Origin of the sequence: Thermus oshimai DSM 12092, assembly GCF_000373145.1 — a bacterium.
GTDB classification, from domain to species: Bacteria; Deinococcota; Deinococci; order Deinococcales; family Thermaceae; genus Thermus; species Thermus oshimai.
In genome coordinates this window covers 81,694-106,763 of sequence record NZ_KB890619.1, presented here as the reverse complement: position 1 = coordinate 106,763, position 25,070 = coordinate 81,694, and the positions used below count along the sequence as shown (strand labels likewise).

General features: G+C 69.2%; 28 protein-coding genes. 10 read left to right on the top strand and 18 right to left on the bottom strand.

The features are described from left to right. Nucleotides 1–3 precede the first annotated feature (3 nt). The 4 genes from B043_RS0107980 to B043_RS0107965 all read left to right on the top strand — a co-directional run bounded on the left by B043_RS0107980 (nucleotide 4) and on the right by B043_RS0107965 (nucleotide 4,560). Complete coding sequence (locus tag B043_RS0107980) at nucleotides 4–498, top strand: GerMN domain-containing protein (protein WP_018461583.1); 495 nt, start codon at nucleotides 4–6, stop codon at nucleotides 496–498. Next, a complete protein-coding gene (locus B043_RS0107975) occupies nucleotides 495–3,515 on the top strand; it encodes an AAA family ATPase (RefSeq protein WP_018461582.1) in 3,021 nt (1,006 codons plus the stop codon). Before B043_RS0107980 ends, B043_RS0107975 begins: the two co-directional genes overlap by 4 nt. Then, nucleotides 3,505–3,831 carry a nucleoside triphosphate pyrophosphohydrolase family protein gene (locus B043_RS0107970; RefSeq protein WP_018461581.1) on the top strand — a complete coding sequence of 109 codons (327 nt, stop codon included), beginning with the start codon at nucleotides 3,505–3,507 and terminating at the stop codon, nucleotides 3,829–3,831. The genes B043_RS0107975 and B043_RS0107970 overlap by 11 nt, the downstream gene beginning before the upstream one ends. A gap of 75 nt (nucleotides 3,832–3,906) precedes the next feature. After that, nucleotides 3,907–4,560: a peroxiredoxin gene (locus B043_RS0107965; RefSeq protein ID WP_016329157.1), complete on the top strand. Its 654-nt coding sequence runs from the start codon at nucleotides 3,907–3,909 to the stop codon at nucleotides 4,558–4,560. A gap of 68 nt (nucleotides 4,561–4,628) precedes the next feature. Here B043_RS0107965 and B043_RS0107960 read toward each other — a convergent pair whose 3' ends face one another. Continuing rightward, nucleotides 4,629–4,877: a TFIIB-type zinc ribbon-containing protein gene (locus tag B043_RS0107960; RefSeq protein ID WP_016329156.1), complete on the bottom strand. Its 249-nt coding sequence runs from the start codon at nucleotides 4,875–4,877 to the stop codon at nucleotides 4,629–4,631. Further along, nucleotides 4,878–5,558 (bottom strand): zinc metallopeptidase, encoded by a 681-nt coding sequence (locus B043_RS0107955; RefSeq protein ID WP_016329155.1) that lies wholly within the window; start codon nucleotides 5,556–5,558, stop codon nucleotides 4,878–4,880. A 256-nt stretch (nucleotides 5,559–5,814) separates the two neighbouring features. On the opposite strand from B043_RS0107955, the gene B043_RS0107950 reads away from it, so the two are divergent. Continuing rightward, nucleotides 5,815–6,672, top strand: coding sequence for a sulfurtransferase (locus B043_RS0107950; protein ID WP_018461580.1), 858 nt, complete (start codon nucleotides 5,815–5,817; stop codon nucleotides 6,670–6,672). A gap of 44 nt (nucleotides 6,673–6,716) precedes the next feature. On the opposite strand, the gene sdaAA is transcribed toward B043_RS0107950, so the two are convergent. Continuing rightward, nucleotides 6,717–7,589 (bottom strand): L-serine ammonia-lyase, iron-sulfur-dependent, subunit alpha, encoded by an 873-nt coding sequence (gene sdaAA, locus B043_RS0107945; protein ID WP_016329153.1) that lies wholly within the window; start codon nucleotides 7,587–7,589, stop codon nucleotides 6,717–6,719. An 18-nt stretch (nucleotides 7,590–7,607) separates the two neighbouring features. Here sdaAA and B043_RS0107940 point away from each other — a divergent pair, with 18 nt between their 5' ends. Beyond that, entirely contained in the window at nucleotides 7,608–8,186 is a 579-nt protein-coding gene (locus B043_RS0107940) for a response regulator (protein WP_016329152.1), read from the top strand. 49 nt (nucleotides 8,187–8,235) lie between these two features. Here B043_RS0107940 and rplS read toward each other — a convergent pair whose 3' ends face one another. Genes rplS through ffh form a run of 6 tightly spaced genes read right to left on the bottom strand, consistent with a single transcriptional unit; the run spans nucleotide 8,236 to nucleotide 11,813 of the window. Then, nucleotides 8,236–8,664 carry a 50S ribosomal protein L19 gene (gene rplS / locus B043_RS0107935; protein ID WP_026234189.1) on the bottom strand — a complete coding sequence of 143 codons (429 nt, stop codon included), beginning with the start codon at nucleotides 8,662–8,664 and terminating at the stop codon, nucleotides 8,236–8,238. Between the two features lie 56 nt (nucleotides 8,665–8,720). Beyond that, nucleotides 8,721–9,440, bottom strand: a complete 720-nt coding sequence (trmD, locus tag B043_RS0107930; protein ID WP_016329150.1) for a tRNA (guanosine(37)-N1)-methyltransferase TrmD — start codon at nucleotides 9,438–9,440, stop codon at nucleotides 8,721–8,723. Between the two features lie 44 nt (nucleotides 9,441–9,484). Continuing rightward, nucleotides 9,485–9,973: a ribosome maturation factor RimM gene (rimM, locus tag B043_RS0107925; RefSeq protein ID WP_018461578.1), complete on the bottom strand. Its 489-nt coding sequence runs from the start codon at nucleotides 9,971–9,973 to the stop codon at nucleotides 9,485–9,487. Nucleotides 9,974–9,983: 10 nt separating this feature from the next. Next, the gene (locus B043_RS0107920; RefSeq protein WP_016329148.1) at nucleotides 9,984–10,202 is read right to left on the bottom strand and encodes a KH domain-containing protein; all 219 of its coding nucleotides are present in this window, start codon (nucleotides 10,200–10,202) and stop codon (nucleotides 9,984–9,986) included. 57 nt (nucleotides 10,203–10,259) lie between these two features. Continuing rightward, on the bottom strand, nucleotides 10,260–10,514 hold the full coding sequence (gene rpsP / locus B043_RS0107915; RefSeq protein WP_016329147.1) for a 30S ribosomal protein S16: 255 nt from the start codon (nucleotides 10,512–10,514) through the stop codon (nucleotides 10,260–10,262). 3 nt (nucleotides 10,515–10,517) lie between these two features. Then, on the bottom strand, nucleotides 10,518–11,813 hold the full coding sequence (ffh, locus tag B043_RS0107910) for a signal recognition particle protein (RefSeq protein ID WP_016329146.1): 1,296 nt from the start codon (nucleotides 11,811–11,813) through the stop codon (nucleotides 10,518–10,520). 217 nt (nucleotides 11,814–12,030) lie between these two features. On the opposite strand from ffh, the gene mgtE reads away from it, so the two are divergent. Further along, a complete protein-coding gene (gene mgtE, locus B043_RS0107905; protein WP_018461576.1) occupies nucleotides 12,031–13,377 on the top strand; it encodes a magnesium transporter in 1,347 nt (448 codons plus the stop codon). Nucleotides 13,378–13,387: 10 nt separating this feature from the next. Beyond that, complete coding sequence (locus B043_RS0107900) at nucleotides 13,388–14,653, top strand: ADP-ribosylglycohydrolase family protein (protein ID WP_018461575.1); 1,266 nt, start codon at nucleotides 13,388–13,390, stop codon at nucleotides 14,651–14,653. Here the strand turns inward: B043_RS0107900 and queA are convergent. The 5 genes from queA to B043_RS0107875 form a co-directional block, all read right to left on the bottom strand. After that, the gene (gene queA / locus B043_RS0107895) at nucleotides 14,620–15,654 is read right to left on the bottom strand and encodes a tRNA preQ1(34) S-adenosylmethionine ribosyltransferase-isomerase QueA (RefSeq protein ID WP_018461574.1); all 1,035 of its coding nucleotides are present in this window, start codon (nucleotides 15,652–15,654) and stop codon (nucleotides 14,620–14,622) included. The two genes, B043_RS0107900 and queA, sit on opposite strands and share 34 nt — an antisense overlap. After that, the gene (locus tag B043_RS0107890) at nucleotides 15,651–16,187 is read right to left on the bottom strand and encodes a LabA-like NYN domain-containing protein (protein WP_018461573.1); all 537 of its coding nucleotides are present in this window, start codon (nucleotides 16,185–16,187) and stop codon (nucleotides 15,651–15,653) included. Before B043_RS0107890 ends, queA begins: the two co-directional genes overlap by 4 nt. Then, complete coding sequence (glmM, locus tag B043_RS0107885) at nucleotides 16,177–17,496, bottom strand: phosphoglucosamine mutase (protein WP_018461572.1); 1,320 nt, start codon at nucleotides 17,494–17,496, stop codon at nucleotides 16,177–16,179. Before glmM ends, B043_RS0107890 begins: the two co-directional genes overlap by 11 nt. A gap of 59 nt (nucleotides 17,497–17,555) precedes the next feature. Further along, nucleotides 17,556–18,962, bottom strand: coding sequence for a hypothetical protein (locus tag B043_RS0107880; protein WP_155987415.1), 1,407 nt, complete (start codon nucleotides 18,960–18,962; stop codon nucleotides 17,556–17,558). A 99-nt stretch (nucleotides 18,963–19,061) separates the two neighbouring features. Beyond that, the gene (locus B043_RS0107875) at nucleotides 19,062–19,577 is read right to left on the bottom strand and encodes a response regulator transcription factor (RefSeq protein WP_018461570.1); all 516 of its coding nucleotides are present in this window, start codon (nucleotides 19,575–19,577) and stop codon (nucleotides 19,062–19,064) included. Between the two features lie 39 nt (nucleotides 19,578–19,616). On the opposite strand from B043_RS0107875, the gene B043_RS0107870 reads away from it, so the two are divergent. Both B043_RS0107870 and B043_RS0107865 read left to right on the top strand, forming a co-directional pair. After that, nucleotides 19,617–20,249, top strand: coding sequence for an AzlC family ABC transporter permease (locus tag B043_RS0107870; RefSeq protein ID WP_026234188.1), 633 nt, complete (start codon nucleotides 19,617–19,619; stop codon nucleotides 20,247–20,249). After that, nucleotides 20,246–20,521 (top strand): hypothetical protein, encoded by a 276-nt coding sequence (locus B043_RS0107865; RefSeq protein ID WP_018461568.1) that lies wholly within the window; start codon nucleotides 20,246–20,248, stop codon nucleotides 20,519–20,521. The genes B043_RS0107870 and B043_RS0107865 overlap by 4 nt, the downstream gene beginning before the upstream one ends. Here B043_RS0107865 and polA read toward each other — a convergent pair. The 4 genes from polA to aroE all read right to left on the bottom strand — a co-directional run bounded on the left by polA (nucleotide 20,518) and on the right by aroE (nucleotide 25,065). Beyond that, nucleotides 20,518–23,010, bottom strand: a complete 2,493-nt coding sequence (gene polA / locus B043_RS0107860; RefSeq protein WP_018461567.1) for a DNA polymerase I — start codon at nucleotides 23,008–23,010, stop codon at nucleotides 20,518–20,520. The genes B043_RS0107865 and polA overlap by 4 nt on opposite strands. 3 nt (nucleotides 23,011–23,013) lie before the next feature. Then, nucleotides 23,014–23,577 carry an IMPACT family protein gene (locus tag B043_RS0107855; protein WP_018461566.1) on the bottom strand — a complete coding sequence of 188 codons (564 nt, stop codon included), beginning with the start codon at nucleotides 23,575–23,577 and terminating at the stop codon, nucleotides 23,014–23,016. Then, nucleotides 23,574–24,011, bottom strand: a complete 438-nt coding sequence (locus B043_RS0107850) for a type II toxin-antitoxin system VapC family toxin (RefSeq protein ID WP_016329133.1) — start codon at nucleotides 24,009–24,011, stop codon at nucleotides 23,574–23,576. Before B043_RS0107850 ends, B043_RS0107855 begins: the two co-directional genes overlap by 4 nt. Before the next feature lie 259 nt (nucleotides 24,012–24,270). Next, entirely contained in the window at nucleotides 24,271–25,065 is a 795-nt protein-coding gene (aroE, locus tag B043_RS0107840) for a shikimate dehydrogenase (RefSeq protein WP_018461564.1), read from the bottom strand. Nucleotides 25,066–25,070 lie beyond the last annotated feature (5 nt).

Below are 25,070 nucleotides of genomic sequence, written 5' to 3'. Positions count from 1 at the left end.
GCCATGCGCGCGTTCCTGACTTTTTGGAATCTCTTCGGTTTAATCCTCTTCCTCCTAGGCCTCTGGCTTTACGGGGCGAGCCAAGCCCCAGAGGGCCCCAAAGCCCTCCCCCTCCCGGCGGAGGAGGCCCGGCCCACGGCCCTGGCCCTGGTCCTCCACCGGCCAGACCCCCCCCAGGGCTTCCGGAAGGAAACCCTCACCCAGGAGCTCCCCCCGGGGGCCGACCCTCACCAGGCGGCCCTAAAGGCCTGGAGCGAGGCCCTCTCTGCCCCCTTGCCCAAGGCCATCTTCCCCGTGGGGAAGACCCTGGTGGTGGACCTGCCCAAGGACTTCCTAAAGGGGCTTTCCGTGGGGGAGGAGGCCTACCGGGTGTACAGCCTGGCCTACACCCTCCTCGCCACCTTCCCCCAGTACGAGGCCGTGCGCTTCCTGGCGGAAGGGGAGCCCGTTCCGGGCCTCGCCCACCTGGACCTTAGGGAGCCCATCCGCCTGCCATGAAGACCTGGCGCCTGGACCGGCTCGTCCTGCAGGGGTTCAAGTCCTTCGCGGAAAGGACCGTCCTGGACTTCCCCGACCCCGTGACGGGCGTGATCGGGCCCAATGGCTCGGGGAAGAGCAACCTGGTGGAGGCCATCCGCTTCGCCACCGGGGCCCGGGCCCAGGAGCTTAGGGGCCAGGAGCTCAAGGCCTTCCTCTTCCAGGGGGGGGAGGGCCGGCCCCCCAAGGGCTTCGCCGAGGTGCGGCTGGAGCTTTCCCGGGGGGCGGAGCGCCTGGTGGTGGAGCGGAGGATTGAGGGAGAGCGGAGCCAGTTTAGGGTGAACGGCAGGCCCCTAAGCGCCAAGGCCCTGGCCCTCCACCTCTCGGGCACGGGGCTGGGCCGGGGGGGGTACGCCATCGTGGGCCAGGGGGAGGTGGGGGCCCTTCTGGAGGCCCCGGAAGAGGTCCTCCTGGCCCACCTGGAGGAGGCCGCGGGGCTCAGGCCCGTGGCCGAGGCGGGCCGGGCCACGGAGGAAAGGCTAAAGGAGGCTTTAGCCCTCCTCGCCGCCAAGGAGGAGGCCCTAAGGGAGAAAAGGGGGCGCCTCGAGGCCCTAAGGGGAGAGGCGGAGCGGGCAAGAAGGGCCCGGGAGCTCGCCCTCCTGGCCCTGGCCCTCAAGCGAAGCCTCCTCCTCGCCCGCAAGGAGGAAATAGAGGCGGAGATGGCCGAGGCCAAAGCCCGGCTCCAGGCCCTGGAGGGGGAAGAGAGGGCGCTGGAGGAGGGGCTAAGGGGCCTCTTGGAGCGGCGGGAGGCCCTACAGAAGGAAGAGGAGGCCCTAAGGGGAAGGCTGGAGGCGGTGCGGCTTGGGCTTAAGGAGGAGGAGGGGCTTAGGCGGGAGCAGGAGGAAATGAAGCGCCTCCTCAAGGCCCTAGACCGCCCCAAGCCCGAGGAGCCCGGGCCCCCGCCCCCCGCCCCCAAGGAGGCCCCGGAGGCCCTAAAGGCGAGGCTTAGGGCCCTAAGGGAAGAGAAAAGGCGCCTGGAGCGGGAACGGGCCCTTTGGGAGGAGGCCCAGAGGCGGCACCTGGAGGCCCTGGCCCGCTACGAGGAGCGCCTTCGGGCCTTTGAGGAAGCCCAAAGGGAAAAGGAGGCCTTGAAAGCCCTTCTTCAGGAAAAGGAGCGGGCGCTTGGGGCTTGGGAACGGGCGGCGGAGGAACGGCGGAAGCGGGAGGCCCTCCTCCGGGAAAAGGAGGCGGCCCTCCAGGCCCTAAGGGGGGAAAGGGAGCGCCTGGAGCGCCTTTTGGCCTCGGGGGCCGACCTGCAGGAGGGGGCCAGGCGGGTGCGGCGCCTAGAAGGGGTGGTGGGGGTGGTGGCGAACCTTCTGGAGGCCCCAAGGGGCCTCGAGGTGGCCCTGGAGGCCGCCCTCGGCCCCAGGCTCCACTGGGTCCTCACGGAGGACGAGGAGGCGGCCAAAAGGGCCATCGCCCTCCTCAAGCGGGAGGGGGGGCGGGCCACCTTCCTCCCCCTGACCCTCCTCCGCCCCCCACCGCCCCCCACCCCCCGTCCCGCCCCCGGCCTCCTGGGGCCCGCCCAGGCCCTGGCCCGCCTCCGGGTGCCCGGGGAGGCGGAGGCCGTGCTAAGGGTGCTCTTCGGGGACACCCTGGTCTTCCAGGACCTGGATAGCGCCCTGGCCTACCTGCGCTCGGGAGGACGGGAGCGCCTGGTGACCCTGGAAGGGGAGGTGCTGGAGCGCTCCGGGGCCATCAGCGGGGGAAGGCTTAAGGGGGGCGGGGAGGTCCTCCTCCTCCGGGGAAGGGTGCGGGCGCTCAAGGAGGAGGAAGCCCAGCTGGAAGGGGAGGTGGAGGCCCTGAAAGCGGCCCTGGCCCAAACCCCCGCCCCTCCCCTTCTGGAGCTCAAAGGGGAGGTGGCGGCCCTAAGGGCGCGCCTCTCCGCCCCCCTCCCCCCAAGGCCCACCCCCCCTTCCCCGCCCCCGGCCTTCGCCGGGGAGGCGCGGCTTAAGGCCCTGGAGGAGGAGCTCCCCAGGCTGGAAGAGGCCCTAGAGGGGGCCGAGGCCCACGCCCGCTGGCGGCTTCTCCAGAAGGCTTGGGAGGAGTGGAGGGGGCTTCAGGAGGAGAGGGCCAAGGTGGAGGCCAGGCTTGCGGAGCTGGGGGCCCGCCTGGAAGGGTACGCCCCCCTCAGGGAGGAGGCCCAAAGGCTGGAAGGGGCCCTAGGGGAGGTGCGCCGGCATTTGGCCCTCCTGAGGGAGGAGGAGGCCAAGGCCCTCACCCGGAAAAACGCCCTCCTTGCGGAAAGGGAGCGCCTGGCCCTCCTCCTGGCCCGCCGGGAGGCCACCCTCGAGGAGGTGGAGCGGGAGCTTTCCGAGCTTCCAGAAGGGGAGAGGATCCCCGGCTCGAGCCGCGCCCTGGCCCAGCGCCTGGCCCAAACGGAACGGGAGCGGGAGGCGTTGGGCCCGGTGAACGCCTTGGCGGAAGGGGAGCTTGCCCGGCTGGAAGAGGCCCTGGCGGGGGAGGAAAAGGAGGTGGCGGAGGCCACGGAGGCCCTTCTCCGCCTCGAGGCCGAGGCCAAGGCCGTGGAGGCCCAGTACCAGGAGGAGCTTAAAAGGAGCTTCGCCCGCTTCCAGGAGGCCTTCCGGGGCTACGGGGAGGCCCTTCTTGGGGCCAAGGCGGAGGTCAGAAGGGAGGGCAAGGGGCTTCGCCTTTTCCTCCTCCCCCAGGGGAAAAGGGTCCAGGACCTCCGCCTCCTCTCCCTCGGGGAGAAAACCCTCGGGGCCTTGGCCTTCCTCTTCGCCCTAGGAGAGCTCCAGGGGGGGCTTCCCCTGGCCATCCTGGACGAGGTGGACGCCGCCTTGGACGAGGCCAACCTGCACCGCTTCGCCCGCTTTTTGGCCTCGGGGCGGCAGTTCATCCTGGTCACCCACCAGAAGCGCACCATGGAGGCCTGCCACGCCCTCTACGGGGTGACCTCCGAGGGGGGGGTGAGCCGGGTGTACTCCATCCGCAAGGAGGTGGCCTATGACGCTTGAAGCCTACCAGGAAGAGGCCCGGAAAACCGCCCTTTACCCCGAGGCCTACCGCCTCCTCTACCCCACCCTGGGGCTCGCAGGGGAGGCGGGGGAGCTGGCCAACAAGGTGAAGAAGGTGCTCCGGGACCACGGAGGGGTGCTCACGGAGGAGGCCCGGGAGGCCCTCCTATGGGAGCTCGGGGACGTGCTCTGGTACGTGGCCCAGGTGGCCACGGACCTGGGGGTGAGCCTCGAGGCCGTGGCCCAAAAGAACCTGGAAAAGCTCCGCTCCCGGGCGGAAAGGGGCAGGATCGGGGGTTCGGGGGACAACAGATAAAAACGATAACCGCTTGCACTAAATACCCCATGGTGGTATAGTACCCCTCGGCCCTATGGGCCTAGGAGGTGCATCGTGAGCGAGACCAACTTCACCCTACCCCGGCTCAACGAGCCCGCCCCCGACTTCGTGGCCAAGACCACCGCGGGCGAACTCCGGCTTTCCGACCTGAGGGGCAAGTGGGTGGTCCTCTTCAGCCACCCCGCGGACTTCACCCCGGTATGCTCCACCGAGTTCCTAGCCTTCGCCCGGCGGCAGGAGGAGTTTGAGGCCCTGGGGGTCCAGCTGGTGGGCCTCTCCATAGACTCCATCCACGCCCACCTGGCCTGGCTCAAGGACCTGGAGGAGATGTCGGGCCTCACCATCAACTTCCCGGTCATCGCCGACCTGGACATGAAGGTGTCCCGGCTCTACGGCATGATCCACCCGGCCGCCAGCGAAACCGCCGCGGTGCGGGCGGTGTTCATCATTGACCCCGAGGGCATCCTCCGGGGCATGCTCTACTACCCCCTCACCACCGGGCGCAACATTGACGAGATCCTGCGCTTCATCCGGGCCCTCCAGTTCACCGACCGCACCGGCCTCAACACCCCCGCGGACTGGCAACCGGGAGACCCCGCCATCGTGAAGCCCCCTGCCACCCTGGCCGACCTCAAGGCGGACGAGGCCAAGAAGGGCGAGTACACCGAGTACCGCCGCTGGTACCTGCGGCTGAAGAAGGTGGACTAAGGGCACACCCCAGCCCCAAAGGCGCACCCCCCGGGGCTTCCGGGGGGTGGCCTTTTCGGGGAAGACCCTCAGTCAAAGATGTCAAAGATCTCCAGGAAGCTCTTTTTCTTCTTGTAGGGCTTCCCCTCCTTGCGGTAGTAGGCCTCCCGTTCCTCCTCGTAGGCCCGCTCCACCTGGCGGACCTCGGAAAGGAGCTTCTCCAGCTCCCCCTTGTCCAGCCAAACCCCCCCGCACTGGGGGCAGACGTCCAGGAGGACCCCCCGCCGCTCCACCTCCTTCATGCCCACGCCGCAGTTGGGACAGACGAGAAGGGGCATCTACTCCTCCCTCCGGCCCATGAGGAGGCTGGCGTAGTAGAGGAGGGTGGCCAGGGAGCTGGCCAGGGCGGCCACGTAGGTGAGGGCGGCCCAGGTGAGGACCTGGCGGGCGGGCCCCATCTCGGACGGGGCCAGGAAGCCCATGCGCCTTAGGAAGTCCAGGGCCCGCCTCGAGGCGTCAAACTCCACGGGCAGGGTCACCAGCTGGAAGAGGGCCACCGCCAGGAAGAGGTAAAGCCCCAGCTTGGCCAGGCCCAAGGCCCCCATGGCCAGGCCCAGGATGACCAGGATGGGCCCCAGGTTGCTCCCCAAGGAGGCCGCGGGCAGAAGGCTGGCCCGCACCCTGAGCCAGGCGTAACCGTGGGCGTCCTGCACCGCGTGCCCCACCTCGTGGGCGGCCACCGCCAGGGCGGCGAGGCTTGGGGAAGCGTAGTTGGGTTCGGAAAGCCGCACCGCCTTGGCGTGGGGGTCGTAGTGGTCGGTGAGGGCCCCCGGCACGGGCTCCACCCGCACCTGGGTCAGGCCGTGGGCGTCCAGAATGGCCCGGGCCACCTCGGCACCCGTCATCCCCCGGGCATTGGCCACCCGGCTGTAGCGGGCAAAGGTGGCCTGCAAGGCCCCCTGGATGGCGAGGCTGGCCACGAAGACCACGCCCATGAGTAAAAGCGCGAGAATGTCCATCTCTCCCTCCTTTCCCTAAGGGAGTAGCAAAAGGACCGAGGCCACCCTAAGGGTGGTCTCGCCATGCGCCTCAAGCGCCCCAGCCGGCCGGGGAGGACTCCCGTCTTGACGACCGGCTGGCCCCTGGTTGGGGCGGCTACTCCCCGGGTGTATTTATACCACACCCGCCCTCCGGGCACAAGGGCATCCTGGGAAATGTGGGTTAGCTTTCTTAAGTTTTCACGCTCAAGGGTATAGTGGGGGGCGGAGGTGCAGCATGGCCTACGCGCATCCCGAAGTCCTGGTGAGCACGGAGTGGGTGGCCGAGCACCTGGAAGACCCAAGGGTGCGGGTCCTGGAGGTGGACGAGGACATCCTCCTTTACGACACCGGCCACATCCCGGGAGCCCAGAAGATCGACTGGCAGCGGGACTTCTGGGACCCGGTGGTGCGGGACTTCATCGACGAGGAGGGCTTCGCCCGGCTCATGGAGCGGCTCGGCATCTCCAACGACACCACCGTGGTCCTCTACGGGGACAAGAACAACTGGTGGGCGGCCTACGCCTTCTGGTTCTTCAAGTACAACGGGCATAAGGACGTGCGCCTCATGAACGGGGGCCGGCAGAAATGGGTGGAGGAGGGCCGCCCCCTCACCACCGAGGTCCCCTCCTACCCCCCGGGCCGCTACGAGGTTCCCTACCGGGACGAGTCCATCCGCGCCTACCGGGACGACGTGCTGGAGCACATCCTCAAGGTGCGGGAGGGCAAGGGGGCCCTGGTGGACGTGCGGAGCCCCGAGGAGTACCGGGGGGAGCTCACCCACATGCCCAACTACCCCCAGGAAGGCGCCCTCCGGGCGGGACACATCCCCGGGGCCAAGAACATCCCCTGGGCCAAGGCGGTGAACCCCGACGGCACCTTCAAAAGCGCGGAGGAGCTTCGGGCCCTCTACGAGCCCTTAGGGGTGAGCAAGGACAAGGACATCGTGGTCTACTGCCGCATCGCCGAGCGCTCCAGCCACTCCTGGTTCGTCCTCAAGTACCTTCTGGGCTACCCGCGGGTGCGGAACTACGACGGCTCCTGGACGGAGTGGGGCAACCTGGTGGGGGTGCCCATCGCCAAGGGGGAGGAATAGTACCCCGCCAAAGCGAAAGCTTCGGCGGGGGCCCCAGAAAAAGCTCAGCCCTTCTTGGGCATAGGAGCCTTCTTCAGGGCCTCCTCCGCCAGGCGCCGGCCGGTGGGGGTGTCCGCCAGGCCCCCCAGGCCCGTCTCCTTAAGCTCCAGGGGGAGGAGGCGGCCGATGCCCGCCATGGCCAGGATGACCTCGTCCGGGGGGATCACGCTCCGGATCCCCGCCAGGGCCATGGAGGCCGCGCTCACCGCGTGGACGGCGTAGAAGCCGTTGCGCATCACGCAGGGGACCTCCACAAACCCCCCCACGGGGTCGCAGACCAGGCCCAGGGTGTTCTGGAGGGCCAGGGCGGCCGCGTGGGCGCAGGCTTCCGGACTGCCCCCCAGGAGCTCCGTCACCGCGGCCGCGGCCATGGCGGCGCTCGCGCCAATCTCCGCCTGGCACCCCCCGGTGGCCCCGGCGATGTAGATCTGGCGGTTGATGATCTTGGCCACCCCCGCGGCCAGGACCATGGGCATGAGGAGGTCCTCGTCGGGAAGGCCCAGGTGGTCGGCCACGCCGAGCAGGGCCCCCGGCAGGGTGCCCGCGCTCCCCGCGGTGGGGGCGGCCACGATGCGGCCCATGCGGGCGTTCTCCTCGTTCACCGCCATGGCGTAGGCCTGGACCCGCTTGAGGAGGGGGTCCTTCAGGGGGTCAGGGGCCTCCCAGAGGGTCTTGGCGTTCTTCCCCACCATCCCCGCCACACTGGGGGCATCGGAGGAAAGGCCCCGGCGGATGGAGTCCCGCATCACCCCAAGGCGCTCGGCCATCTTCTTTAGAACTTCCTCCCGGCTTAGGCCGGTCTCCTCCAGGTCCTCCTGGAGTACGTGTTCGGAGGCCCGGCCCGAAAGGCGGGCGAGCTCGTTCAGGGTCAGGGGCATGGCCTTAGTATAGGGAAGGTGCGCCTCCTCATCGCGGACGACCACCCCCTCTTCCGCCTGGGGCTTAAGGTGGCCCTGGAGGAGGAGGGGCTTTTGGTGGTGGGGGAAGCCAAGGACGGCCTCGAGGCCCTGGAAAAGGCCCTAGCCCTAAAGCCGGACGCGGTGCTTCTGGACCTGAAGATGCCGGGGCTGGACGGGATCGCCTGCACCGAGGCCCTAAGGGCCCGGGGGTTTTCCGGCCTCATCGCCCTCCTCACCACCTACCAGGAGCCCGCCCTCCTCCTCAGGGCGAAGCGGGCCGGGGCGGACGCCTTCTTCTCCAAGGAGCTCTCCGCGGCAGAGCTCAAGGAGCGCCTCCTCCGGGCGGCCCGGGGAGAGGAGGCGCTCAGACCCCCGGACCTCCCCCCCCTCACCCCCAGGGAGGAGGAGGTCTTAAGGCTCCTGGCCCAGGGGCTTCCCGCCAAGGCCATCGCCCGGGCCCTGGGGGTTTCCCCGGACACGGTGAAGGACCACCTGGAAAACCTCTACGCCAAGCTCTCCGCCAAGAACCGGGTGGAGGCCCTGGAGCGGGCCCGGGCCCTGGGCTTTCTGCCCTAAAGGGCAAGGGCCCCAAGGGAAACCCCTGGGGCCCCTTTCGCGGGGGGCGTTAGGCCTCCTCGCCCCCCTGGGGCTTGGCCTCCTTGGCCTCGCGGGCCACCTTCTGGTCCTGGGCGGTGCGGCGGCGGTCCACCTTGAGCTTGCGGCGGATCTCCCGCTCGGAGAGGGAGCGGATGAAGTAGAGCTTGGCCCGGCGCGCCCGGCCCCGCTGGACGATCTCCACCTTGTCGATGAGGGGGGAGTTCATGGGGAAGATGCGCTCCACCCCCACCCCGTAGCTCACCTTGCGCACGGTGAAGCTGGAGTTGTAGCCGTTGCGCTTGATCTTGATGACGATGCCCTCAAAGTTCTGGATGCGGGTGCGGTTGCCCTCCTTGACGCGGTAGGCCACCCGTACGGTATCCCCGGGGCGGAACTCGGGCAGGTCGGTGCGTTCGTAGCGGGACTCCACCACCTTCAAAAGCGCTCCACGGTTCATGCTGCCTCCTTACCCCAGAGGAACCCTTAAGGGTTCATGGGCAAACAGCCTTTAGTTTAGCCCTCCCGGTCCAGTTCCGCAAGCCAGGCCACCTCCTCCCGGCTAAGGCGGGCCCGCCCGAGAAGCTCCGGGCGGAAGAGGAGCGTGCGCTTCAGGGCCTCCTTCCGGCGGAAGCGGAGAACCTCCCCGTGGTGGCCGGAAAGGAGGACCTCCGGCACCCCCATCCCCCGGAAGAGGGGGGGGCGGGTGTAGTGGGGGTAGTCCAGAAGCCCCCGGACGAAGGAGTCCTCCCGGTGGCTTAGGGGATCGCCGATGACCCCGGGGACCAGGCGGGCGGTGGCCTCCAGCACCGCCAAGGCCGCCACCTCCCCCCCCATGAGGACGTAGTCCCCCACGGAGAGGACGCGGGTGGCGAAGGCCTCGAGGCGGGCATCAAACCCCTCGTACCGCCCAGAGAGGAGGACCAGGTGGGCCTTCTGGGCCAGCTCCTCCGCCACCTTCTGGGTGAAAGGGGCCCCCGCCGGGGAGAGGAGGATCACCTCGTCCGCGGGGAGGACGGACTCCAGGGCGGCCACGGCCACATCCGGGCGGATGACCATCCCCGGGCCCCCCCCATAAGGGGTGTCGTCCACCGTGCGGTGGGGGCCGAGGCCGAAAGCCCTTAGGTCCACCACCTCCACCTGGAGGAGGCCCTTGGCGATGGCCTTCTGGATGAGGGACTCCTCCAGCCAGGGCCGGACGAGCCCCGGGAAGAGGGTGAGGATGGAGTAGCGCACCGCAAAACCCCTTTCAGGGGCCCCCGCCAGCTTCGGCGGGGCGCTTAGTCAAAGAGGCCGGGGATGGGCTCCACCAGGATCCGGCCCTCCTCCACCGTGACGTAGGGGGCCTGGAGGGGGACGAGGCGCTCCCTTTGGTCCCGAAGCCGCTCCCCGATTCCGCGGATCACCAGCACGTCCTGGGCCCCCGCGTCCAGGATGTCCGCCACCTCCCCCACCTGCTCCTCCCCCACGTAGACGGGAAGGCCCACCAGGGCGAAGTAGTAGTACTGGCCCTCCTCCAAGGGGGGGAGGTCCTCCACCTCCGCGTAGACCCGGAGGCCCACCAGGGCCTCGGCCAGCTCCCGGGTGGAAACCCCCGCCAGGTGGAGGATGAGGTCCTCCCCCACCCGGTAAAGGTCCTCCACCGCCCGAAACCCGTGCCCCTCCACGTAGACCCGCTCCAGGTGGAGCACCACGGGCTCCCCCCGGAAGCGAAGCCCGCCCTTTAGGGCGTAGGGGGCCCCGAAACGGCCGATCTCCACCAGGCGCATCCTTCCCTCCTTAGCGCACCTCCACGCCCACCTTGCGCTTGGCGTAGGCCCGCACCAGGGTGCGGATGGACTCTATAACCCGCCCCCCCTTGCCGATGAGGCGGCCCTTGTCCTCGGGGTCCACCTCCACCACGTAGACCGGCCCCTCCGGGGTGCGCCGCTCCACCACCCGCACCCGTTCGGGGTGGTCCACCACGCTCCGCGCCAGGTACTCCACCAGGTCCTTCATCCTTCCCATCCTACAAAAGAAGAGGGGCCGCCTGGCCCCCCTTCCCCACAAGAGGCCTCAGGCTTCCTTGCGGAACACCCCCGCCTGGCGCAGGAGGCGGCGGGCGGTGTCCGTGGGCTGGGCCCCCACGGAGAGCCAGTAGCGGGCCCGCTCCACGTCCACCTTGAGCCACTCGGGGGTGGTCTTGCGGGGGTCGTAGTAGCCGATCTTCTCCAGGTACGCCCCGTCCCGCTTGTTGCGGGCATCCGTCACCACGATGCGGTAATGGGGGTTGTGCTTGGAGCCGAACCGAGAAAGGCGGATCTTGACCATGCGTTACCTCCGTATTCCCATGAATCCCCGGCCTTTGCGCTTCTCCAGGGACTTCATTAGGGCCTTGGTGTCCTCAAAGGCCTTGATGAGCCGGTTGATCTCCTGAACGGTGGTGCCGCTCCCCTTGGCGATGCGGCGGCGGCGGGAGGCGTTGAGGATCCTGGGGTCCTTGCGCTCCTCGGGGGTCATGGAGAGGACGATGGCCTCGAGGCGCTTCAGGGCCTTATCGTCCACCTGGAGCCCCCCTAAGCGGTTCGCCCCGGGGAGCATGGAGAGGATCTCGGAGAAGGAGCCCAGGCGCTTTAGGCCCTGCATCTGCTTGAGGAAGTCCTCCAGGGTGATCTCCTTGGCCGCCTTGGGGGCCTCGGCCTCAAGCCCTGCGGCCCGCACCTTCTCCGCCAGGGTGGCCACGTCCCCCATGCCCAGGATGCGGCTCGCCAGGCGGTCGGGGTAGAAGGGCTCGAGGCCCTCCGGCTTCTCCGAAACCCCAGCGAAGTAGATGGGCTTGCCCGTGACGTGCCGGGCGGAAAGCGCGGCCCCACCCCGGGCGTCCCCGTCCAGCTTGGTGAGGATGAGGCCCGTGACCCCAATCCGCTCGTCAAAGGCCCGGGCCACCCCCAGGGCCTCCTGGCCGGTCATGGCGTCCAGGACCAGGAGGACCTCGTCGGGGTTCATGACGGCCCTGAGCTGGGCCAGCTCCTCCATGAGGGGCTCGTCGATCTGCAGGCGGCCCGCGGTGTCCACCAGGATGAGGTCCCGCACCTCCCGGCGCGCGGCCTCCTCCACCCGGCGGCGGATGGACTCCGGGCTCTCCCCATCCCGCACCTCCAGGACGGGCACCCCGATCTTCTCCCCCAGGATCCTAAGCTGGGCCCGGGCCGCGGGGCGCTGGGTGTCCGCGGCCACCAGGAGGGGGCGGCGGCCCTTGGAGCGGTAGTGGAGGGCCAGCTTGGCGGCGGTGGTGGTCTTGCCCGAGCCCTGGAGGCCCACCAGGAACCAGAGGTTCCTCTCCTTGAGGGTGGGCTGGCGGACCTCGCCCCCCAAGGCCTCCTTCAGGGCCTCGTACACCGTGGCCAGGACGATCTCCGCAGGGGTGAGGCTCTCCAGGACCTTCTGGCCCAGGGCCCGTTGCCGCACCTCCTCTATGAAGGTGCGGGCCACCTCCAGGTTCACGTCCGCGTCAATGAGGGCCCGGCGGATCTCCCGCAGGGTGTCCTTCAGGTCCTCCTCGGTGATCCGGCCCCGGCCCCTCAGCCGGTCTATGGCCTCCTGGAGTCTGGCCGCCAACCGCTCAAACATGCGCTACCCCTTGGCCCCACACCCGGGACCGCGCTCCAGGATAGGCCAGCCCCCCTTAGCGTGTCAACCTCAATTTTTCTGATATTTCTAGCGGGCGCGGTTGACAGGGCCCCGGGGGCTTCCTAGGCTGGAAAAGGTTATGGGCGAACGACTGCCCTCGAGTCCCAGGCCCTGAGGGCCGCCCAAGGGCGGCCTTCGGGCAGAAAGGAGGCCGCCTTTGGAAACCGTCCTGAACCCCTTGGTCCAGGCCCTGGAAGAGGGCGACACCTTAAAGCTGAAAAGCATCCTGGAAAACACCCACCCCCAGGCCCTCCTGGAGGTCTGGGACGAGCTTAAGGGGGAGCACCGCTACGTCCTCCTCACCCTGCTCCCCAAGGAAAAGGCGGCGGAGCTCTTCTCCCACCTTCCCCCCGAGGCCCAGGCGGAGTACCTGAAAACCCTCCCCCCCTGGCGGGTGCGGGAGATCCTGGAGGAGCTCTCCCTAGACGACCTGGCGGACGCCTTCCAGGCGGTGGAGGAGGAAGACCCCGCCTTAGCCCAGCGCCTGAAGGCCGCGTTGGATCCGGAAACCCGGGCGGAGGTGGAGGAGCTCACCCAGTACGAGGAGGACGAGGCGGGCGGCCTCATGACCCCGGAGTACATCGCCCTTAAGTCCTCCATGACCGTGGAGGAGGTCCTGCGCTTCCTGAGGAGGGCCGCCCCCGACGCGGAGACCATCTACTACCTCTACGTGGTGGACGAGGAAGGGCGGCTCATCGGGGTGCTCTCCTTGAGGGACCTCATCGTGGCCGACCCCAGGACCCGGGTGAAGGAGATCATGAACCCGGAGGTGATCTTCGTCCGCACGGACACGGACCAGGAGGAGGTGGCCCGCCTCATGGCGGACTACGACTTCACCGTCTTGCCCGTGGTGGACGAGGAGGGGAGGCTGGTGGGCATCGTCACCATTGACGACGTGGTGGACGTGCTGGAGGAGGAAGCCACGGAGGACATCCACAAGCTGGCCGCGGTGGACGTGCCGGACCTGGTCTACAGCCAGGCCTCCGCCCTTCAGCTTTGGCTGGCCCGGGTGCGCTGGCTGGTGATCCTCATCCTCACCGGCATGCTCACCAGCTCCATCCTCCAGGGGTTTGAAAGCGTCCTGGAGGCGGTCACCGCCCTGGCCTTCTACGTGCCCGTGCTCCTGGGCACGGGGGGGAACACGGGCAACCAGTCCGCCACCCTCATCATCCGCGCCCTGGCCACCCGGGACCTGGACCTTAGGGACTGGCGGCGGGTCCTCTTCAAGGAAGCCCTGGTGGGAAGCCTCCTGGGCCTCACCCTGGCCCTCCTCCTCCTCCTCAAGGTGGCCTGGGACGGCCACCCCGCCCTCCTCCCCGTGGTGGGGGTGGCCCTCTTCCTCCTGGTCCTCTTCGCCAACCTGGTGGGGTCCATGCTCCCCATGGCCCTTAGGCGGCTTGGGGTGGACCCCGCTTTGGTCTCCAACCCCCTCATCGCCACCCTTTCCGACGTGATGGGCCTCCTCATCTACCTGACGGTGGCCCGGGTCCTCCTCCACCTCTAAGGAGATGGGTATGCGGATGATCGTGGAATGGACCAAGGGCAGCCCCCTGCGCCACGCCTGGCAGGGGGGAAGGCTCGTTCCCCTAGGGGAGGACCGGCCTGCCCCGGTGAACTACGGCCTCCTTCCGGGGCTCTTGAACCCCGCGGACGGGGAGGAGGTGGACGCGGTCCTCCTGGGCCCGCCCCACCCCCTGGGCGAGGCGGAGGGGGAGGTGGTGGGCCTCCTCTCCTTGGCCGACGGGGACCACAAGGTGGTCCTGGCCGGGGAAGGGCACCGAGGGGAGGACCTCGAGCCCCTCCTCGCCTGGTTCGCCCCGGAAAGGGCCCCGAGGCTCCTTCCCAAAGAGGCCGCCTTGGCCTTCCTGGAGGAGAGGAGGCGGGAACGGGACCGGTACCTGGGGGCCCTTTTGGGCCTGGCCGTGGGGGATGCCCTGGGGGCCCAGGTGGAGTTCATGCCCCAGGGGAGCTTTCCCCCGGTGACGGAGATGAAGGGGGGCGGCCCCCACCGCTTAGGCCCCGGGGAGTGGACGGACGACACCGCCATGGCCCTGTGCCTGGCGGAAAGCCTGGTGGAAAAGGGGTTTGACCCCCTGGACCAGATGCGCCGCTACCTCCTCTGGTACCGGGAAGGGCGCTACAGCCCCAAGGGGCACTGCTTTGACATCGGGAACACCACCCGGCGGGCCCTGGAGCGCTTCCTAAGGACCGGGGACCCCTTCTCGGGGCCCGAGGAGGAGGGCTCTGCGGGGAACGGAAGCCTCATGCGCCTGGCCCCCGTGGCCCTGGCCTACGCCAGGAGCCCAGGGCTTTTAGCGTACGCCCGGCTTTCCGCCCGCACCACCCACGGGGCCCGGGCCGCCCTGGAGAGCACGGAGGTCCTGGCCTGGCTCCTAAAGGAGGCCCTCCTGGGCCGGCCCAAGGCGGAGCTCCTGGCCCTGGAGCCTTTCCGGGACCAGCCCCTCCACCCCGATGTGGCCGAGGTGGTGGGGGGGAGCTTCTGGCGGCGGGCCAAGGCCGAGGGGTACGCCCCAAGAACCCTCGAGGCCGCCCTCCACGCCTTCGCCCACACAGGAAGCTTCGCCGAGGGCATGCGCCTCGCGGTGAACCTAGGGGGGGACGCGGACACCGTGGGGGCGGTCTACGGCCAGCTGGCCGGGGCCTACTACGGACGGGAGGCCATCCCGGAGGCCTGGCTTGGGCCCCTCTACCTGAGGGAACGGATAGAGGAGCTGGCCTTCGCCCTCTACAGGATGAGCATGGCGTCCCCCAAGGAGTAAAAGCGGTACCGCTCCGCCACCGCCAGCCGGTAGGCGGCCATGGTCCTTTCGTGGCCCAGGAAGGCCGCCACCAGCATGAGGAGGGTGGAGCGGGGCAGGTGGAAGTTGGTGAAGAGGGCGTCGATGGCCTTGAAGGCGTAGGGGGGGCGGATGAACAGCCTCGTCTCCCCTGCCCCCGGCACCACCCCCTCCCCCTCCCGCCAGGCGCTCTCCAGGGCCCGCACCACGGTGGTGCCCACCGCCACCACCCGCCGCCCCTCCCGCTTGGCCCGGTGGATGGCCTCCGCGGTGGCCTCGGGGATCTCGTAGGGCTCGGCGTGCATCTCGTGGCGCTCGGGGTCCCCCTTCACCGGGCGGAAGGTGCCGGGGCCCACGTGCAGGGTGAGGAAGTGGAGCTCCACCCCCATCCCCTTTAGCCTTTCCAAAAGCCCGGGGGTGAAGTGGAGGCCCGCGGTGGGGGCGGCCACGGAGCCCGGGCGCTTGGCGTAGACCGTCTGGTAGCGCTCCAGGGGGACCTTGGCCTTGATGTAGGGGGGAAGGGGCACCTCCCCCACCTCCTCCAGGTGGGCCTGGAGGTCCCCTTGGAAGCGGAGGAGGCGGACCCCATCCCCTTCCACCCCCACCACCTCTGCGAAGAGCCCCTCCACGGGGGCGAGGTCCCTAGGGGAAAGGAACCGAAGCCGGGTGCCGGGGGGGGCCTTCCGGGCCGGGCCCAGGAGGGCTTCCCATAGCCCCGGGGCCCTTTCCCGCACCAGGAGGACCTCCACCCTGCCCCCCGTGGGCTTCTGGGCCAGGAGGCGGGCCGGGATCACCTTGCTCTCGTTGAAGACCAGGACATCCCCCGGGCGGAGGTAAAGGGGCAGGTCCCGCACCCGGCGGTGCTCGGCCCTAAAAGGGCCTTCCCGGAAGAGCACCATCATCCGGGCCATGTCCCGGGGCTCCGCGCCCTCCTGGGCGATGAGCTCCGGGGGAAGGGGGTAGTCGTAGGCCTCGAGGCTCATCCCTTAGGGGCCATGAAGGCCTCGGGGATGTCCGGGAGGTGGGTGAAGCGGTCCACCGCGTCGATGAGCTTCTGGGCGGTGGTCTCCCGGAAGGCGATGACCTCCACCCGGATGCCCCGCTCCATGAGGACCTCCAGGATCTCCACGAAGTCCCCGTCCCCGCTGCCCAAGACCACCACGTCCAGGTAGGGCATGAGGCGCACCATGTCCGCGGCGATGCCCATGTCCCAGTTGCCCTCGTAGATGGGCCTTCCCCCCTCCCCCGTTTCCTTCAGGGTGAGGTACATGCGCCGCACCTTGTAGCCGATGGTGGAGAGCTTGTAGATGAAGGGCCAGGCGGAGGTGTCCCCCTCCTTCTCCACCACGTAGGCCGTGGCCCGCACCAACCGCCTCCCCCCCACCGCAAAGCGGAGGAGGCTTTCAAAGTTCACGTTGCGCTCGTAGTAGTCCCGGGCGGAGTGGTAGAGGTTCTGGGTGTCCACGAAGACCCCCACCCGCTGCTCCCGGTAGTGGCCAAGGGGTTCAGGCTCCATCGGCCACCATCTTAGCGAGTTCCGCCACCCTTCCCGCGAGGGCCTCCGCCACCTCCTCCACCAGTCCTGCGGGCCCCTCCACCATGACCCGCACCAGGGGCTCGGTGCCCGAGGGGCGGACGTTCACCCGCCCCAGGCCCTGAAGGGCCCGCTCCGCCTCGGCGATGGCCTCCCTCAGGGCGGGGTGGGCCATGACCCGGGCCTTGTCCGCCACCCGGACGTTTTTCAGCACCTGGGGGTAGAGGGGGAGGGCCTCGTACCAGTCGGCAAGGTCCCCCCCAAGCGCCTTTAGGGCCTTTAGGACGAAGAGGGCGGTGAGGAGCCCGTCCCCCGTGGTGTGGTGCCGCCTCAGGATCACGTGCCCCGAGGGCTCCCCCCCGAGGTGGAGGCCCTTTTCCTTCAGCATCTCCAGCACGTACCGGTCCCCCACCGCCGCCCGGTGGAAGGCGATGCCCTCCTCCTTTAGGCGCACCTCCAGGGCCATGTTGCTCATCACCGTGCCCACCACCCCCTCCTCCCCTAGGGCCTTGGCCAGGAGGTAGAGGGCGTGGTCCCCGTGGAAAAGCCGCCCCTTCCGGTCCACAAAAAGCGCCCGGTCCCCGTCCCCGTCAAAGGCCACCCCCAGGTCCAGGCCGAGCTCCACCACGAAGCGGGCCAAGGCCTCGGGGTGGGTGGAGCCGCAGGCCCGGTTGATGTTCCGCCCGTCCGGGGTGTTGAAGAAGGCCAGGACCTCGGCCCCCGTCCGCTGGAAGAGCTTGGGGCCTAGGCGGTAGGTGGCCCCGTGGGCGAGGTCCAGGCCGATCTTTAGCCCAGAGAGGTCCGGGGCGTGCTCCAGGAGGAAGTCCAGGTAGAGCCGTTCCGCCTCCCGGAAGTCCCCCACCGTGCCCACGCCCCTCAAGGGGTGGGCCTCCTCCAAAAGGGCCTCGATGGCCTCCTCCGCCTCGTCGGAGAGCTTTTCCCCGTCGGGGCCGAAGAACTTGATGCCGTTGTCCTGGTAGGGGTTGTGGCTGGCGGAGATCACCGCCCCGGCGGTGGCGGAAAGGGCCCGGGTGAGGTGGGCCACCCCGGGGGTGGGGAGGACGCCCAGGTGCTCCACCCGCACCCCCTGGCCCAGAAGCCCCGCGGCCAGGGCGGCCTCGAGGAGGTCCGAGGACTCGCGGGTGTCCTTGGCCAGGAGGACCACGGGCCTCCTCTCCCGCGCCCGGAAGTAGGCCCCCGCCGCCTGCCCGAGCCTCAGGACGAACTCCGGGGTCAGGGGGGGCTTCCCCACCTCCCCCCGCACGCCGTCGGTGCCGAAGTAGCGCCGCATCGGGGGCACTATACCAGAAAGCCCCCCGGGGGCCTCCCGGGGGGCTCGGCCGGGCCCCTTCAGTAGGGGGTGGTGAAGGGGCAGGCCTCAGGCCCGGGCTGGACGAAGGTGCGGTTGTTGTTGGCCCAGTCCAGGGCGTCCTTCAGGGCCTCCTGGTAGCTCCGCCACGGGTCGCCGCTAAAGGCGGTGGGGTGGGCGCCGAGCTCGGCGTTGGCCTCATTGATGAGGTCCCCCACCCGGGCGAAGCCCGCGGGGTTAGCGCTTAAGGTGCCGGGGGCGTAGACCAGGGCGTTCGGGTTCACGAAGCCGGCCCGCACGTTGAGGGCCATGGCCGCCATCTGGGCGGAGAGCATGTAGGCCATGTTGGTGGCGTTCGCCCCAAGGAGCCAGGTGCGGAACTGGGCGTAGCCCGTGGGGTCAAAGGGGTTGCCTGAAGCGTCCACCAGGTTGAGGCTGCTCAGGTAGGCCAGGGTGCCCGCCATGCCGCCCGGCATACCGTTCATGGCCCGCTCGCCGTTCTTATTGCTCCAGAAGCCTATGGTCCGGCCGCCCCCCGGCCCCAGGCAGACGTTGCCGAAGTTGGGCCCCGGAGTGTCCGTGGCGCCCACGCTCACCGTGCCCGAGGTGGGGGTGGTGTTGATCCACTGGCCTGCGGGCCACCAGCCGGGCGGGGGCGGGACCTCCGTCACGGTGTAGGGGCCGGTGTTGGGCATGACCAAGAAGCTGTAGCGCCCCAGCGAGCCCGACTCCGTGCTGGTGTACCCCACCTCTGGGGGCTCGGGCGGGGTAAGCTCTATGCGCCAGCCGCCGATGGGGAGCTCGCCCTCATCCCAGAGCCCGTCGGTGTCCGTGTCGTACCACTTGTAGCCGTAGATGGCCACGGGGCGGGGCTCCTCCTCTCCCCCACCGGAGGAGCGCACCTTGAAGTTGTCCGTCTTGCTCCGGTTGGGCAGGAACCCGAAGACCCCTTCCCCAGGCCGGTAGTCCGCCACCGGGGTGAGCCAGACCTTGTACTCCCCGCCGGGGTTGGGGGTGTCGGCGAAGGGGTAGAGCTGCACCACCACCGTGTTCACCCCGCAGCGGATGACGGTGTTGTAGGCGTGGGTTCCCGTATAGGCCGTGAAGAAGCCCCCGGACACGGTGATGACCCCGTTATCGGGGCCGTAACCGGAAAGGAGCACGCTCCCCGAGGGGTCGGTGATCTGGAAGTAGTACTGGCCGTCGGGCAGGCCCTGGGCAGAGCAGGTCTGGGGGCCGCCGTTCAGGTAGACATCCTCCTTGCGGTCGTAGACGTTCCCGTTCACCAGGGTCCCGTCCCCGAGGGAGGTGAAGATGGCCCCTTGGAAGCCGCCCCCACCTCCGCCGCCTCCCCCCTGGGCCTGGGGGTCCAGCTGACCTGTAGGCCCCGAGCAGGCCCAGAGGAGAAGGCCCAAAACCCCTACAACGGTATACCATCTATGCTTCATTGCCCCACCTCCTCACCTCCCACCTTAGAAAGGCCAGGAAAACCTGTCTTCCCCCAAAAAGGGTAGGGGGAAGGTCGGGGGCAGGCCGAGACTTAAGACCTAGGACTTTAGGCGGAGCACCAGCTCCACCCGCCGCCGCACCCCCAGCTTGGCGAAGACGGAGGAGAGGTGGGCCTTCACCGTCTTCTCGGAAAGGCCGAGCCGCTGAGCGATCTCCCGGTTGGAAAGCCCCTCCGCCGCCAGGTGGGCCACCAGCTCCTCCCGGGGGGTGAGGCGGGAAGGGGTGGGGTTCCAGAAGGCCGCCAGGAGGCGGCGCTCCGCCCAGACCTCCCCCCGGGCCACCGCGGGGAGGGCCTTTTCCAGGACCTCGAGGCCCTGGTGGGGGTACAGGTACCCCCGGTAGCCCAGGCGCAAAGCCCCCTCCGCCAGGTGGGGGCTGGCCAGGAGGGCCAGGGTGGCGGGGAGGGGGGGCGGCCCCTCCAGGTGGGTGAGGAAGACCAAGGCCAGCTGGGCCTTTTGGGGGTCCGGGACCACCTCGTGCCCCAAGGCCTTCAGGCGCTCCGCCAGGGCCTCCTCCAGGACCTTGGCCCCCAGGTTGAGCCAGATGCGGGCCATTCCAATCCCATCCTAGCGCTTCGGATAAAATCCCTCCCCATGAAGGAAGGATTGCAAGCGGCCTGGCCCGTGGCCCTAGGCTATTTCCCGGTGGCCGTGGCCTTCGGGATGCTGGGGGTAGGGGCCGGGCTTTCCCCCTGGACGGTGGCGCTCATCTCCCTTCTCGTCTTTGCCGGGGCCGCCCAGTTCGCCCTGGTGGGGCTTCTCGCCACGGGAACCCCACCCCTCCTTTCAGCCCTCCTCGCCCTCCTCCTCAACCTCCGCCACGCCTTCTACGGCCCCGTCCTCAAACCCTACCTGACAGGAAGCCCCCTCCTCGCCTTTTTCCTCACCGATGAGGTCTTCGCCCTAGCCCTGCACAGGCTTCCAGAGCTTCCCGAAGGGAAACGGCCGGGCTTCTTCCTGGGCCTTGGCCTAGGGGCCTACGCCAGCTGGAACCTGGGCACCCTGACGGGGGCGTTGGGGGCCCAGGGGCTTAAGGCCTTCCCCGCCCTGGCCCAAGGCCTCACCTTCGCCCTACCCGCCCTCTTTTTCCTCCTCGCCCTTCCCCATCTGAAAAACCCCGTGGCCCTCCTGGCAGGGGGCGTGGCCCTGGCCTGCCACCTTGGGGGCGAAACCGCCTTGGGCCTTCTCCTGGCGGGGGCCATCGGGCTTTGGGGAGGAAGGCCTTGACCCTGGCCCTCCTGCTCCTGGCCCTGGGCACCTATCTCCTACGCCTCTTTCCCTGGCGCTGGGGGCGGAGGTTGGGGGTGGGCCAGGTGGGGCCCAGCCTGGTGGTGGCCCTCTTCCTGGTTTCGGCCTTCTCCCCCCCACCCTCCCCGGAGTGGGCGCGGGTGGCCCTGGGCCTCTTCGGGGTCTACGCCGCCGCCCGGGCCACGGGCCACCTGGGCGCGGCGATCCTCCTAGGAGTGGCCCTGTACACCCTCCTGAGCTTGGGGGGCTAGGCCTTGGCGGAAAGCCAGTCCTCCCCCATCCCCACCTCCACCTCCAGGGGGACGGAGAGGGGGTAAACCCCTTCCATGGTCTCCTTGGCCAACTGGGCGGCCTCCTCCGCCCGCGCCTTTGGGGCCTCCAAGACCAGCTCGTCGTGCACCTGGAGGAGGATGCGAACGCCCAAGGGCCTGAGCCTGGGGAAGAGCTTCACCATGGCCAGCTTCATGAGGTCCGCGGCGGTGCCCTGCACGGGCATGTTGAAGGCCATGCGCTCCGCCGCCTCCCGCACGCTCTTCACCCGGGCGTTGAGGTCGGGCACGTAGCGGCGGCGGCCGAAGAGGGTCTCCACGTACCCCTTCTTCCGCCCCTCCTCCAAGGTTTTGGCGATCCAGGCCCGCACCTTGGGGAAGCTCTGGAAGTAGCGCTCGATGAAGGCCGCCGCCTCCTCGTAGGGGATGGAGAGCTCCTGGGAGAGGCGGTGGGCGGACATCCCGTAGAGCACCCCGAAGTTCACCGTCTTGGCCGCCCGGCGCATGGCCCCGTCCACCCCCTCGGGGGGCACGCCGAACATCCAGGCGGCGGTCTCGGTGTGGATGTCCTTCCCTTCCCGGAAGACCCGGATGAGGTTCTCGTCCCCCGAGAGGTGGGCGAGGACCCGGAGCTCGATCTGGCTATAGTCCAGGGCCACCAGGAGATGGCCCTCCTCGGCAATGAAGGCCTTGCGGATGCGCTGGCCTAAGGGGGTGCGCACGGGGATGTTCTGCAGGTTGGGGTCGGAGCTGGAGAGGCGGCCCGTGGCGGTGGCCGTCTGGTTGAAGCGGGTGTGGAGCCGGCCGGTTTTGGGGTGGACCAGCCTGGGGAGGGGGTCTATGTAGGTGCTCTTGAGCTTCATGAGCTCCCGGTACTCCAGGATCCGCCCCACGATGGGGTGGGCCTCCCTTAAGAGCTCCAGGACGGCGGCGCTGGTGGAGCGCTTGCCCGTCTTCTCCGTCTTGCCGATGGGGGGTAGGCCGAGCTCGTCAAAGAGGACCCGCTCCAGCTGGTCCCTAGAGTTCAGGTTGAAGGGGTGGCCCGCCAGGCGGTGGACCTCGGCCTCGAGGCGCTCCAGCTCAAAGGCCACCTCCTGGGAAAGGGCCTCCAGGTAGGGCACATCCAGCCGCACCCCCGTGGCCTCCATGTGGGCGAGGACCTGGGCGAGGGGCCGCTCCACCTCCCGGTAGAGCCAAAGGAGCCTTTCCTCCTCCGCCACCCGGGGGTAAAGGGCCTGCCAGAGCCTTTCCGAAAGGAGGGCCCGGGCGGCGGCGTCCTCCTTCCACTCCCCCCCGTACCGCCGGGCCACCCCCTCGGGGTTGGTGTTCCCCGGGTCCAGGAGGTAGGCGAGGAGCATGGGGTCGTCCCCCGGCGGGATCTCCCGGCCCTCCCTCAGGGCCAGGACCGAGAGGTCCTTGGCGAGGAGGCCCCGGATCTCCTTCAGGTCCTTTAGGGCCCCCACGGGGTCTTCCGCCCGATGGACCCGCCCCTCCTTGGCCCCCGCCAGGGCCAAAAGCTCCGCCCACATGGGCTCGGGGCGGGAGAGGAGGAAGCCCAAAAAGGCCCCTCCAGGCGGGGGCCAGGGGGCCTCCTCCGCCTCCTTGGGGGCCTCCAGAAGGCCGAACTCGTGGAGGAGGCTTCCGAACTCAAGCCGCTCCAAAAAGGCCTTAAGCCCCTCCCAGTCGGGCTCCCGCCTCTTGGCGAAGTCCACCTCCAGGGGGAGGTCGGTGCGGAGGCGGGAAAGCTCCAGGGACATCTGGAGCTTATCCAGGTTATTCCGGATGGCCTCCCGCACCCTTTCCGGCTTCACCTGGTCCAGGTTCTTTAGAATCGCTTCCAGGCTACCCCACTCCTTCAGGAGCTTCAGGGCGGTCTTCTCCCCGATGCCGGGCACCCCGGGGAGGTTGTCCGAAGGGTCCCCCACCAGGGCCCGGTACTCCACCCACCTCTCCGGGGAGAGGCCGTAGCGCTCCTGGAGCCACCCGGGGGTCAGGACCTCCCCCTCGGGGTGGAGGAGGTGGATCCGGTCGGAAAGGAGCTGGTAGAGGTCGCGGTCCGCGCTCAGGATGCGCACCTCGTACCCCTCCCTTTCTGCCTTCTTGGCCAGGGTGGCGAGGACATCGTCCGCCTCAAAGCCCGGGACCTCAAGGCGCACGAGGCCCAAAAGGTCCACCAGCTCCTTGATGAGGGCGAGCTGCCGGGGAAAGTCCTCCGGGGTGGGGGCCCGGCCCGCCTTGTAGGCCTCGTAGGCCTCGTGGCGGAAGGAGGGGGCCTTGGCGTCAAAGACCACGATGGCCACCTCCCCATCCTCCTTCAGGGCCTTGAGGAGGCTTTTGGCGAAGCCATAAACCGCCTGCACGGGCTCGCCCCGGCTGGTGGTGAGGCCCTTGAGGGCGAAAAAGGTGCGGTAGGCCAGGTGGTGGCCGTCCACCAGGAGGACCCGGCCCTTGGGCTCAAAGAGGGGCAGCATCCCTCACATTCTACGGACCCGGCCCCGGGTGGCCTCGGTGAGGGCCTGGGCTAAGGCCTCGAGGCGGTCCTTGGGAAGCCTCAGGCGCAGGAGGACCCCTTCCTCCCGGTACTCCTCCGCCACGGGTAGGCCCCTAAGGGCCCGGTAGGCCGCCCCCACCTCGGCAAAAGGGACCAGGAAGGCCGCCTCGGCCCAGTCCACGATGGGGACCTTCCCCGCCCGCCTCAAGGCCTCCGCCGCCATCCCCCCGTAGGCCCGCACCAGCCCCCCCGCCCCGAGCTTCACCCCCCCGAAGTAGCGCACCACCACCACGGCCACCCGGTCCAGGCCCTGGGCCTCTATGGCGTGAAGGATGGGGCGGCCCGCGGTGCCGCTGGGCTCCCCGTCGTCGGAGAAGCGGTAAAGGGGGCCGATCCGGTAGGCGTAGGGGTTGTGGGTGGCCTCCCTTTCCGAAGCCCATTCCAAGAAGGCCAGGGCCTCCTCCTCCGAGGCCACGGGGGCCGCCTTGGCGAGGAAGCGGCTTTTCCCGATGACCTCCTCGTACACCACAGGTTCGGCCAAGGTCATACGGCCTCCCCTAAAGCCCGAACCCAGGGCACCCCCTGGGCGTGCAGGGCGTGGGCCAGTTTCAAATCCACCGTCAAAAGCTGGGCCCCTTTCTCTTCCGCCAAGGCCACGTAAAAGGCGTCGTAGGCCCGCTTTTGCCCCAAAGCCCCCGCCCAGCGCAAAGCCCGAAGGGCCAGAGCTTCATCCTCGGCGAAGCGGTCGGGAAGCTCTAAAAGGATCTCCAAGAGCTCTTCCGCCTCCCCTTGCGCCATCCTGCGGGCAAACACCAGGGCACGGAGAACCGAGGCCACTTCCGCGGCAAAAAGCCGGGGCACCCACACCTCACCTTTTGGAGCCTCCTCCCGCCAGAAGGCCTCCGCCTCCTTCTGGGCCGGATGGGGCAGGACAAGGGCTAGGGCAAGGGAAGCATCAACCACCCAGTAGATCTTGGACACGCCCCTCCCTCACCTCTTCTAAAAGGCCCTCCAAACTCAGGCCCTCCAAGGAAATCCGCCCCCTAAGGGAAGAAAGCCGCCTCAAGGCTTCGCTCCTGGAAACCTCCCGAAGACCTTTGTCCAAAAGCTCACGGAGGACTTCGCTGGCACTTACCCGGCGGCCTCGCTTCTGGCTTAGCTCCTGGGCCAGGGTTTTCAGCCGGATCCACTGGTCCTCTTCCAGAGAAACCCGAATCCGCCGGTACCCCATAAGGGCATTCTACCCTTTTCCCAAGGCCCCCAGGGCCACCCGCTCCATGCCCACGGGGTCCGGCAGGAGGCCCGTCCAGATCCGGAAGGCCAAGGCCCCCTGCCAGGCCAGCATGGGAAGGCCGGTCTGCACCCCTAGGCCCCGGGCCTTGGCCTCCTTTAGGAAGCGGGTCCAAAGGGGGCGGTAGACCAGGTCCACGGCCACTCCTTCGTCCGGAAAGAGCCCCGGGGGGAGGGGGGTGGCCCCGGGATCGCCTAGGCCCACCGAGGTGGCGTTCACCAGGAGGTAGGCCGCCCGGGCCGCCTCCAGGGGCACCGCCTCGAGGCCCATCTCCTCCGCCAGGGCCTGGGCGCGCTCCGGGGTGCGGTTCCAGACCCAGACCTCAAGGCCCGCCCCCTTCAGGGCGTAGGCCACCGCCCGCCCCGCCCCCCCCGCCCCCAGGACCAGGGCCGGGCCCCTTAGGGGAAAGCCCCCGGCCTCCAAGGCCATGAGGAAGCCGGGGGCATCGGTGTTGAAGCCGAGGAGGTGCCCCTCCGCCGAAAGGACGGTGTTCACCGCCCCGATGGCCCGGGCCTCGGGGGAAACCCAGTCCAGAAGGGGCAGGGCCCTTTCCTTGAGGGGCACGGTGAGGTTCACCCCCCTGTACCCCCGGCGGACCTCCTGAAGCCTCTCGGAAAGGGCCTCCGGAGGGGTGTCCAGGGCCTCGTAGGTGCCCCGTAGGCCCAAGGCCGAGAGGGCCCAGGCGTGCATGGCCGGGGAAAGGGAGTGGGCAATGGGGTGGCCTAAGACCGCCAGGCGGAGCATGCCCC

Bases quoted from the DNA above. Each gene is read 5' to 3' on its own strand.
- B043_RS0107975 (WP_018461582.1), top strand. From the start codon at position 495: ATGAAGACCTGGCGCCTGGACCGGCTCGTCCTGCAGGGGTTCAAGTCC.
- B043_RS0107955 (WP_016329155.1), bottom strand. From the start codon at position 5,558: ATGGACATTCTCGCGCTTTTACTCATGGGCGTGGTCTTCGTGGCCAGC.
- B043_RS0107970 (WP_018461581.1), top strand. From the start codon at position 3,505: ATGACGCTTGAAGCCTACCAGGAAGAGGCCCGGAAAACCGCCCTTTAC.
- rimM (WP_018461578.1), bottom strand. From the start codon at position 9,973: ATGCGCCTGGTGGAGATCGGCCGTTTCGGGGCCCCCTACGCCCTAAAG.
- B043_RS0107855 (WP_018461566.1), bottom strand. From the start codon at position 23,577: ATGACCTTGGCCGAACCTGTGGTGTACGAGGAGGTCATCGGGAAAAGC.
- sdaAA (WP_016329153.1), bottom strand. From the start codon at position 7,589: ATGCCCCTGACCCTGAACGAGCTCGCCCGCCTTTCGGGCCGGGCCTCC.
- B043_RS0107870 (WP_026234188.1), top strand. From the start codon at position 19,617: ATGAAGGAAGGATTGCAAGCGGCCTGGCCCGTGGCCCTAGGCTATTTC.
- B043_RS0107900 (WP_018461575.1), top strand. From the start codon at position 13,388: ATGCGGATGATCGTGGAATGGACCAAGGGCAGCCCCCTGCGCCACGCC.
- B043_RS0107980 (WP_018461583.1), top strand. From the start codon at position 4: ATGCGCGCGTTCCTGACTTTTTGGAATCTCTTCGGTTTAATCCTCTTC.
- B043_RS0107890 (WP_018461573.1), bottom strand. From the start codon at position 16,187: ATGGAGCCTGAACCCCTTGGCCACTACCGGGAGCAGCGGGTGGGGGTC.
- polA (WP_018461567.1), bottom strand. From the start codon at position 23,010: ATGCTGCCCCTCTTTGAGCCCAAGGGCCGGGTCCTCCTGGTGGACGGC.
- B043_RS0107950 (WP_018461580.1), top strand. From the start codon at position 5,815: ATGGCCTACGCGCATCCCGAAGTCCTGGTGAGCACGGAGTGGGTGGCC.
- B043_RS0107875 (WP_018461570.1), bottom strand. From the start codon at position 19,577: ATGGCCCGCATCTGGCTCAACCTGGGGGCCAAGGTCCTGGAGGAGGCC.
- glmM (WP_018461572.1), bottom strand. From the start codon at position 17,496: ATGCGGCGCTACTTCGGCACCGACGGCGTGCGGGGGGAGGTGGGGAAG.
- B043_RS0107920 (WP_016329148.1), bottom strand. From the start codon at position 10,202: ATGAAGGACCTGGTGGAGTACCTGGCGCGGAGCGTGGTGGACCACCCC.
- aroE (WP_018461564.1), bottom strand. From the start codon at position 25,065: ATGCTCCGCCTGGCGGTCTTAGGCCACCCCATTGCCCACTCCCTTTCC.
- ffh (WP_016329146.1), bottom strand. From the start codon at position 11,813: ATGTTTGAGCGGTTGGCGGCCAGACTCCAGGAGGCCATAGACCGGCTG.
- rpsP (WP_016329147.1), bottom strand. From the start codon at position 10,514: ATGGTCAAGATCCGCCTTTCTCGGTTCGGCTCCAAGCACAACCCCCAT.
- rplS (WP_026234189.1), bottom strand. From the start codon at position 8,664: ATGAACCGTGGAGCGCTTTTGAAGGTGGTGGAGTCCCGCTACGAACGC.
- queA (WP_018461574.1), bottom strand. From the start codon at position 15,654: ATGAGCCTCGAGGCCTACGACTACCCCCTTCCCCCGGAGCTCATCGCC.
- B043_RS0107960 (WP_016329156.1), bottom strand. From the start codon at position 4,877: ATGCCCCTTCTCGTCTGTCCCAACTGCGGCGTGGGCATGAAGGAGGTG.
- B043_RS0107880 (WP_155987415.1), bottom strand. From the start codon at position 18,962: ATGAAGCATAGATGGTATACCGTTGTAGGGGTTTTGGGCCTTCTCCTC.